8 protein-coding genes are annotated in these 8,580 nt (G+C 63.3%); all 8 read left to right on the forward strand.

Annotated elements, in window-relative coordinates; all coding sequences use genetic code 11:
- On the forward strand, positions 1–535 hold a 535-nt coding region (locus tag AC1DWI_RS06935; protein ID WP_477724586.1), incomplete at its 5' end, for a TRAP transporter small permease.
- On the forward strand, positions 536–1,930 hold the full coding sequence (locus tag AC1DWI_RS06940; protein WP_477648930.1) for a TRAP transporter large permease: 1,395 nt from the start codon (positions 536–538) through the stop codon (positions 1,928–1,930).
- Positions 1,931–2,029: 99 nt separating this feature from the next.
- Positions 2,030–2,428, forward strand: coding sequence for a hypothetical protein (locus AC1DWI_RS06945; RefSeq protein WP_477668481.1), 399 nt, complete (start codon positions 2,030–2,032; stop codon positions 2,426–2,428).
- 10 nt (positions 2,429–2,438) lie between these two features.
- A complete protein-coding gene (locus tag AC1DWI_RS06950) occupies positions 2,439–3,965 on the forward strand; it encodes a UxaA family hydrolase (protein WP_477668482.1) in 1,527 nt (508 codons plus the stop codon).
- An 11-nt stretch (positions 3,966–3,976) separates the two neighbouring features.
- A complete protein-coding gene (locus tag AC1DWI_RS06955) occupies positions 3,977–5,038 on the forward strand; it encodes a malate/lactate/ureidoglycolate dehydrogenase (RefSeq protein WP_477668483.1) in 1,062 nt (353 codons plus the stop codon).
- A gap of 87 nt (positions 5,039–5,125) precedes the next feature.
- On the forward strand, positions 5,126–5,872 hold the full coding sequence (locus tag AC1DWI_RS06960) for an SDR family NAD(P)-dependent oxidoreductase (protein ID WP_477668484.1): 747 nt from the start codon (positions 5,126–5,128) through the stop codon (positions 5,870–5,872).
- Positions 5,873–5,879: 7 nt separating this feature from the next.
- The gene (locus AC1DWI_RS06965) at positions 5,880–7,289 is read left to right on the forward strand and encodes a mannitol dehydrogenase family protein (protein ID WP_477668485.1); all 1,410 of its coding nucleotides are present in this window, start codon (positions 5,880–5,882) and stop codon (positions 7,287–7,289) included.
- On the forward strand, positions 7,286–8,497 hold the full coding sequence (manD, locus tag AC1DWI_RS06970; RefSeq protein WP_457281192.1) for a D-mannonate dehydratase ManD: 1,212 nt from the start codon (positions 7,286–7,288) through the stop codon (positions 8,495–8,497). The genes AC1DWI_RS06965 and manD overlap by 4 nt, the downstream gene beginning before the upstream one ends.
- Positions 8,498–8,580: the final 83 nt, after the last annotated feature.

The raw sequence follows: 8,580 nt of genomic DNA on the forward strand, positions 1-8,580 counted from the left end.
GGGCGACGACGGCGAGTTCCACGCCACGGATGAAGCAGTTGACCTGTCCGGCACGCCCGTTGAAGCCTGGGCGGCGCTGTTTTTCTTCTGGGCACTGGGCCTGACGGTTTTCTACCAGTTCTTCACGCGTTATGTAATGAACGATTCCGCCGCCTGGACGGAAGAAATCGCACGCTACCTGCTGATTGCCACGGTATTCGTCGGCGCCGCCATCGGCGTGGCCAAGAACAACCATATCCAGGTCGACTTCTTCTACCGCTTCATGCCCACCTGGCTGGCCCGGGCCATGGCCCTGCTGACCGATGTGCTGCGCATCGCCTTCCTGGGCGCCATGGTCGTGCTGACCTGGCAAATGATGGACAAGATGGGCAACTACAAGATGACCATCATCGACCTGCCGATGAACCTTGTGTACGGCGTCTGCCTGGTGGGGTTTGCGGCCATGGCCGTGCGCTCGATCTGGGTCATGCGCATCCACCTGCAGCGCGGCTACAGCGTGCTGGAACGCCCTGAATCCACGATGGAGGACCGCTGAATGTTGAAGGTTATTTTTCTCTTCCTGATGAGCGGTGGCCTGCCGGTGGCCATGGCCATGGCCGGGGCGTCGCTGGTCTACATCCTGTTCACCAACAGCTCGCCGCCCTTTGTGGTGGTTCACCGCATGGTCAGCGGCATCGACAGCTTTCCGCTGCTGGCCGTGCCGTTCTTCATCCTGGCCGGCAACCTGATGAACAACGCAGGTATCACCAACCGCATCTACAACTACGCACTGGCGCTGGTCGGCTGGATGAAGGGCGGGCTGGGCCACGTCAACGTCGTCGGCTCAGTGGTGTTTGCCGGCATGAGCGGCACCGCCATTGCCGACGCCGCCGGCCTCGGCACCATCGAGATCAAGGCCATGAAGGACCACGGCTACAGCACCGAGTTTGCCGTGGGCGTGACGGCGGCCTCGGCCACGCTGGGCCCCATCATTCCGCCCAGCCTGCCCTTTGTGATCTACGGCATGATGGCCAATGTCAGCGTCGGCGCGCTATTCCTGGCGGGCATCCTGCCGGGGGTCATGATGGCCATCCTGATGATGCTGACAGTGGCCTACTTCGCACACAAGAACGGCTGGGGCGCCGATGTTCCCTTCGCATGGAGCCGCCTGAACAAGGCGCTGGTGGAGACCGCCGTGGTCGTCGGCTGGCCGCTGCTGCTGTGGCTGCTGATCGGCAAACTGAACTTTCCGCCGCAGATCACGGTGGCCGTCGCACTGGCGGCATTGTTTGCGGCCGACAAGGCCTTCAATTTTCAGGCCGTGTTGCCCATCATGACGCCCGTGCTGCTGATAGGTGGCATGACCACCGGCATCTTCACCCCCACGGAAGGCGCGATTGCCGCCTGCGTCTGGGCGCTGATCCTCGGGTTTGCCTGGTACCGCACGCTGACCTTCAAGAGCTTTGTGAAGGTCTGCCTTGATACGGTCGAGACCACCTCCACCGTGCTGTTCATTGTGGCCGCGGCATCGATCTTCGGCTGGATGCTCACCGCCACCGGCGTGACCACCGACATTGCCAAATGGGTGCTGGACTTCACCAAGGAGGCCTGGGTCTTCCTGCTGCTGGCCAATTTGCTGATGCTGTTTGTGGGCTGCTTCCTGGAGCCGACCGCAGCCATCACGATTCTGGTGCCAATCCTGGTGCCGATTGCCACGCAGCTGGGTGTGGACCCGATCCACTTCGGGCTGGTGATGGTGCTCAATTTGATGATCGGCCTGCTGCATCCGCCCATGGGCATGGTGCTGTTTGTGCTGGCCCGCGTGGCCAAACTTTCCGTGGAACGGACCACCATCGCCATCCTGCCCTGGCTGTTCCCGCTGCTGGGCAGCCTGGTCATCATCACCTATTTCCCCAAATTGGTACTCTGGTTGCCGAAGATGTTTTACTGAAAGTGAAACAATCACCCTGAGACGCCTTCGAGGGGGCACCAACTGCGGCCCGGCGAAGCCGGTTCCGCGATGGCCCCCCGATAAACACAGAAGTATTAAATGGCTTTCGTAACAGAACTGATTTCTGTAGAGGATCAACAACTAATTGGGCACGATCAGATGCGAGACCCGATTGGGCGTCCCCTGCGGCCATATAAGTGGACCATTGATCGCGGTCGAGAGATGTTTTTTCTGCAGACTTATCGCGGTGGCGAAGATACTCATCATTTGATGTGGTTCATCTTCGGTGTGAAGGGGGTCAGGTTGTCACTACAACTTAGCTGTAAAACCCACATCAAAGATGGGAAAGAGTTTTACCCTTGGGAATTAGCCCACCCTGTTGATTTCCCGAATGACCTTCAAATGTCCCGTGAAAAAGTGATTGAGGCTATCAAAGAAGCCATAGCCTCCTTCACTAACTGGGGGTCTCCAATTAACCAAGTGACGTTCAGCTTCTAACTTCAAACCAATGACACCGTTTATTCGCCTTCACCCCTCCGATGATGTCCTGATTGCCCGAGCCCAGCTGGTGGGCGGCACCGAGGTCGAAAACATCACCGTACGCGGCCTGATTCCTGCCGGCCACAAGATCGCCACGCGCGCGCTGGCCCTGGGTGAGCCCGTGCGGCGCTACAACCAGATCATCGGTTTTGCCAGCAAACCCATCGCGCCCGGCGAGCACGTGCACACGCACAACCTCAACATGGGCCCCGACAAGGGCGACTTTACGCGCGACTACGCATTCGGCGCCGACGTGAAGCCGGCACCAGCCAGGCGCGAGGCGACTTTCATGGGCATCAAGCGGCCGGACGGCCGTGTCGCCACCCGCAATTACATCGGGATTCTCTCGAGCGTCAACTGCTCAGCCACCGCCGCGCGGGCGATTGCCGACCATTTCTCGCGGCAGAACAACCCTGCAGCGCTGAAAGACTTTCCCAACGTCGACGGCGTGGTGGCGTTGACGCATGGCACCGGCTGCGGCATGGACAGCGACGGCCTGGGCCTGCAGATCCTGCAACGCACGCTGACAGGTTACGCCACGCACCCCAACTTCGCGGGCGTGCTGGTGGTGGGCCTGGGCTGCGAGTCAAACCAGATCAATGCCTGGCTGGCCCACGGCAGCCTGCGCGAAGGTGAAACCCTGCGCGTCTTCAGCATCCAGGACACGGGCGGCACGGCCAAGACGGTGGCCAAGGGCATCGCCATGATCAAGGAAATGCTGCCGCAGGCCAATGCCGTCAAGCGCGAACCGTGCAGCGCCGCGCACATCACCATCGGCCTGCAGTGCGGCGGCTCCGACGGCTATTCGGGCATCAGCGCCAACCCGGCGCTCGGCGCGGCGGTGGACTTGCTGGTGGCCCATGGCGGCACAGCCATCCTCAGCGAAACGCCCGAAATTTACGGCGCCGAACATTTGCTCACGCGGCGCGCCGTTCGCCCCGACATCGCCGAAAAGCTGATCTCGCGCATCAAGTGGTGGGAGCACTACACCCAGATCAACGAGGGGGAGATGAACAACAACCCGTCGCCCGGCAACAAGGCCGGCGGCCTGACCACCATCCTGGAAAAGTCGCTGGGTGCGGTGGCCAAGGGCGGCACCTCCAACCTGGAGGCTGTCTATGAATACGCCGAACCCGTGAAGGACCACGGCTTTGTCTACATGGACACGCCGGGCTACGACCCGGTCAGCGCCACCGGCCAGGTGGCTGGCGGCGCCAACATCATCTGCTTTACCACCGGCCGCGGTTCGGCTTACGGCTGCGCGCCCTCGCCTTCGCTCAAGCTCGCCACCAATTCGGCGCTGTGGCATCGGCAGGAAGAGGACATGGACATCAACTGCGGCGAGATTATCGACAGCGGCGTGACGGTGCAGGAGATGGGACAGCGCATTTTCGAGATGGTGCTGGCCACCGCATCGGGCGAACCGAGCAAGAGCGAAAAGCACGGCTACGGGCAAAACGAATTTGTGCCCTGGCAAGTCGGCGCGGTGATGTAAGGGCTTTTCACATGCAAAAAGTGCTTCAAGCCCAATATCTACGGGCGCAAGCAGCTACTATTTTTATAGCAGCCGGCAGCACGGCCGCCGAAGCGGAAAAAATCGCCGCCAACCTGGTCATGGCCAACCTGAGCGGCCATGACTCGCACGGCATCGGCATGCTTCCGCGCTACGTCGATGCCGTACTCGAAGGTGGCCTGACGCCCAACGCCCAGGTCAAAACCCTGCTCGATACCGGCTCGCTGCTCAGCCTGAACGGCCAGCGCGGTTACGGCCAGTCGATCGGCGAGCAGGCGATGGCGCTCGGCATGGTACGTGCCAAAACCCATGGCAGCTGCATCATGGCGCTGGCCGAGTCCCACCATCTGGGGCGCATCGGCCATTTCGCCGAGATGGCCGTGGCCCAGGGGCTGGTGTCGCTGCACTTCGTGAACGTGATGACGCGGCCGGTCGTCGCTGCCTGGGGCGGCGCGGACGGACGCTACGGCACCAATCCCTGCTGTATTGGCATACCGCTGAAGGACCAGCCGCCCTTCATTCTCGATTTCGCGACCAGCCGCGTGGCCCAAGGCAAGATGCGCGTGGCGCACAACCAGGGCAAATCCGTCCAGCCGGGCCTGCTGATCGACGAACACGGCCAGCCCACCACCAACCCCGGCGTGGTGGTGGTGCCGCAGCCGAACGGTTTTTTTGGCGCGCTCATGCCGTTCGGCGAGCACAAGGGCTACGGCCTGGCGGTGGCGTGCGAGCTGCTGGGCGGCGCGCTTACTGGCGGCGGCACCTGGCACCACCCCACAAGCAGCGCACGTGCGGTCTACAACAGCATGCTCACGATCCTGATTGACCCGGGCAAGCTGGGCACCCAATCGGCCCTGGAAATGGAAGCGCTGGCTTTCGTCGAATGGCTGCGCAAAAGCCCGCCGGCCGACGGTGTGGACGCCGTGCAGATTGCCGGTGAACCGGAACGCCGCGCGCGGCTTGAACGCGAACAGGGTGGCATTGAAATGGACGGCGAAACCTGGCGCGAAATCGTCGCAGCCGGCCAGAAGGTCGGCGTAAATGTGCCGGATTGAACGCTGGACGCTATCAAATCAGTAGCTGCTCGCGCAGTCTCTATAAGGTCCAGCGGCCAAAATGATCCTCAATTTCACCGAAAAACCATGACGCCACCGATTCAAGACCAGGTTGCGCTTGTCACTGGCGCCAACGCCGGCATGGGCCTGGCCACGGCGCGTGCCCTGCTGGCCGCCGGCTACAAAGTAGCGGCCACTGACCTCGGCACCGAACGTGTGGCCGCCGAGCTTGCCGCGTATGGTGACCGTTTGGCCTGCTTCACCATGGACGTGAGCGAGCAGGCCCAGGTGCACGCCGCCTGCGACGCCATTGAAGCGCATTTTGGCCGCATCGACGTCTGCGTCAACAACGCCGGCTTCCTGCAATACGCCAACTGCGAACAGACCACGCCGGAGCTCTGGCACAAGACCCTGCGCATCAACCTCGACGGTGTCTTCTACGTCAGCCAGCGTGTGGCGCCCGGGATGAAGGCACGTGGTTTTGGCCGCATCGTGAACGTATCGTCCTATGGCGCCAAAACCGGGGGGCTGTCGCCGCTGCCAGCCTATGCTGCCAGCAAGGGCGGCGTAATCTCGCTGACCTTCAGCTTTGCCCGCGAATACGCCGCGTTCGGCGTGACCTGCAACGCGCTCGCCCCGACCTTTGTGAAGACCCAGATGCTGACCGGGCAGGTCAGTGCCGAGCGGCAAGCCGAGCTGCGCCAGAAGATACCGGTGGGCCGCTTCTGCGAGCTCGAAGAGTTCGCCCACTGCGTGCTGTTCCTGGCCCACCCGATGAGCGGCTTCATCACCGGCGAGGTGCTGGACCTCAACGGCGGCCTGCAGTTTGACTGAGCGCGCGATGCTGAACACCCGCGCTTTGCCGGAAATCGCCACGCGAGGCATCGGCGTCCCCACTTACTCACGCCGCGGCACTGTGGGCGTAGTGCACCTGGGCCTGGGCGCTTTTCACCGTGCGCACCAGGCACTGGTATTCGATTCCCTGCTGCAGCGTGGTGATGCGCGCTGGGGTGTGCTGGGCGTCGCCATGCGCAGCACCGGGCTGGCCGACGCCATGGCCGCGCAGGACGGCCTGTATGCCGTGCAGGTTGCCAGCAGCACCGGCGTGCAGTGGCAGGTCGGCGGCGCCATCTGGCAAACCTGCGTGGCCGCCCGCGAGCCGGCGCAGGTGGTGCAGGCGCTGGCCGCGCCGTCTACCCGCTGGGTCACGTTGACGGTCACTGAAAAAGGCTACGCCCCGGAACTGGCCCAACTGCTGGTGCAGGGCCTGGCAGCCCGCCATACGGCGGGGCTGCCGGGGTTGACGCTGGCTTCCTGCGACAACCTGGCAAACAACGGCCGCAAGTTGCAGGCTTTGTGCGTCGATGCCGCACAAAAGGAAAATCCGGCGCTGGCGCAGTGGATCGGCACCGCCTGCGCCTTCCCGAACAGCATGGTGGACCGCATCGTGCCGGCCGCAACCGGCGAGCGCCTGGCCGCTGCCGGGCAGGCGCTCGGCGTGGCTGACCAGGCCGCACTGGGCACCGAAGCTTTCTGGGAATGGGTGATTGAACGCCGCTTTGCCGCCCCTGCGGACGGCGACGTGCTGGCGGCTGCCGGCGTCACGGTGGTGGATGATGTGGCGCCGTTTGAGGAAGCCAAATTGCGCATGCTCAACGGCAGYCACACGGCCATGGCCTGCATGGGCGCGGTAGCGGGCTGGCCTGTCGTCAGCGACTGCATCGCGCGGCCTGCAGTGCATCGCTTCATCCACGGCCTGATGACGCAGGAGATCGGCCCGCAGCTCAACCGCCCGGACTGGCCCGCCTACCGCGACGCGCTGCTGGCACGTTTTGCCAACCCCGAGCTGCAGCACAAGGTGCACCAGATCGCCACTGACAGTTCGCAGAAGATCCCGCAGCGCTGGGTGCCTTCGGTGGTCGATGCCCTGCATGCGGGCCAGCCCGTGGAACGGCTGGCTTTTGCAGGAGCAGCCTGGATGCGCTACCTGCGCGGCAGCGACGAGCAGGGGCAGCCCTACGCCATGAGCGACCCGATGGCCGAAACGCTGAAAGCCCTCGCGCTCGCCCATAGCGGTGACGCTGCAGCGACAGTGCAAGCCCTGGGTACGCTGCCGGCCATCTGGGGCGAGGCCCTGCCGCAGCAAGCGCGCTGGCTGGCCCGCATGACCCACTGGCTGGCCCAGATCAACCAGCGCGGCATGCTGGCCGCCCTGGACCAGCTTCACTCCCACCCCATCCGAACACCATGAAAATCACCAACGCCCGCGTCATCGTCTGCAGCCCCGGCCGCAATTTCGTCACCCTGAAAATAGAAACCGACGAAGGCCTGACCGGCATCGGCGACGCCACGCTCAACGGGCGCGAGCTGTCTGTCGTGAGCTACCTGACCGAGCATGTCATCCCCTGCCTGATCGGACGCGATGCGCACCAGATCGAGGACATCTGGCAGTACCTGTACAAGGGCGCTTACTGGCGGCGCGGCCCGGTCACCATGAGCGCGATCGCCGCAGTCGACACCGCCCTCTGGGACATCAAGGCCAAGGCCGCCAACATGCCGCTGTACCAGCTGCTGGGCGGAAAGAGCCGCACCGGCGTGATGGTCTACGGGCATGCCAATGGGAAAGACATTGCGCAGACCGTGGAAGAGGTGTTGCGCTACAAGGAGATGGGCTATCAGGCCATACGCGCGCAGAGCGGTGTGCCGGGCCTGGACAAGGTGTATGGCGTCGGCAAGGGCACGCTGTTTTACGAACCGGCTGATGCGGACCTGCCCAGCGAACACGACTGGAGCAGCGAAAAATACCTGCTGCACACCCCGAAGCTGTTCGACGCGGTGCGTACCGCCGTCGGGCCGGACATTCATTTGCTGCACGATGTGCATCACCGCCTGACACCGATCGAGGCGGGCCGGCTGGGCAAATCACTGGAGCCCTATCACCTGTTCTGGATCGAGGACGCGACGCCGGCCGAAAACCAGGAGGCTTTTCGCCTGATCCGCCAGCACACGACTACACCGCTGGCCGTAGGCGAGATTTTCAACACCATCTGGGACTGCAAGGACTTGATCCAGAACCAGCTGATCGACTACATCCGCGCGACGGTGGTGCATGCCGGCGGCATCACCCACCTGCGGCGCATTGCCGACTTTGCGGCGATGTACCAGGTACGCACGGGCTGCCACGGCGCGACCGATTTGTCACCGGTCTGCATGGGCGCAGCGCTGCACTTCGACACCTGGGTGCCCAATTTCGGCGTGCAGGAATACATGCGCCACACCGAGCAGACCGATGAGGTGTTTCCGCACAGCTATCGTTTTGACAAGGGCTTTATGCACTGCGGTGAAACGCCGGGGCATGGCGTGGAGATCGACGAGAAGCTCGCCGCGAAATACCCGTACCAGCGCGCCTACCTGCCGGTGAACCGCCTGCAGCACGACGGGACCCTCTGGAATTGGTAGATTGGTTCACCCCTATCGGACGCGCACTTCGTGTCGCGCCTTTTCCCCTTCCAGGGGACGGGCACCTGCGGCCGGGCAAAGCC

Source organism: Polaromonas sp. P3_C2, assembly GCF_056402675.1.

Excerpts from the sequence above, each read along its gene's own strand:
- AC1DWI_RS06940 (WP_477648930.1), top strand. The coding sequence starts at position 536 with ATGTTGAAGGTTATTTTTCTCTTCCTGATGAGCGGTGGCCTGCCGGTG.
- AC1DWI_RS06945 (WP_477668481.1), top strand. The coding sequence starts at position 2,030 with ATGGCTTTCGTAACAGAACTGATTTCTGTAGAGGATCAACAACTAATT.
- AC1DWI_RS06950 (WP_477668482.1), top strand. The coding sequence starts at position 2,439 with ATGACACCGTTTATTCGCCTTCACCCCTCCGATGATGTCCTGATTGCC.
- AC1DWI_RS06955 (WP_477668483.1), top strand. The coding sequence starts at position 3,977 with ATGCAAAAAGTGCTTCAAGCCCAATATCTACGGGCGCAAGCAGCTACT.
- AC1DWI_RS06960 (WP_477668484.1), top strand. The coding sequence starts at position 5,126 with ATGACGCCACCGATTCAAGACCAGGTTGCGCTTGTCACTGGCGCCAAC.
- manD (WP_457281192.1), top strand. The coding sequence starts at position 7,286 with ATGAAAATCACCAACGCCCGCGTCATCGTCTGCAGCCCCGGCCGCAAT.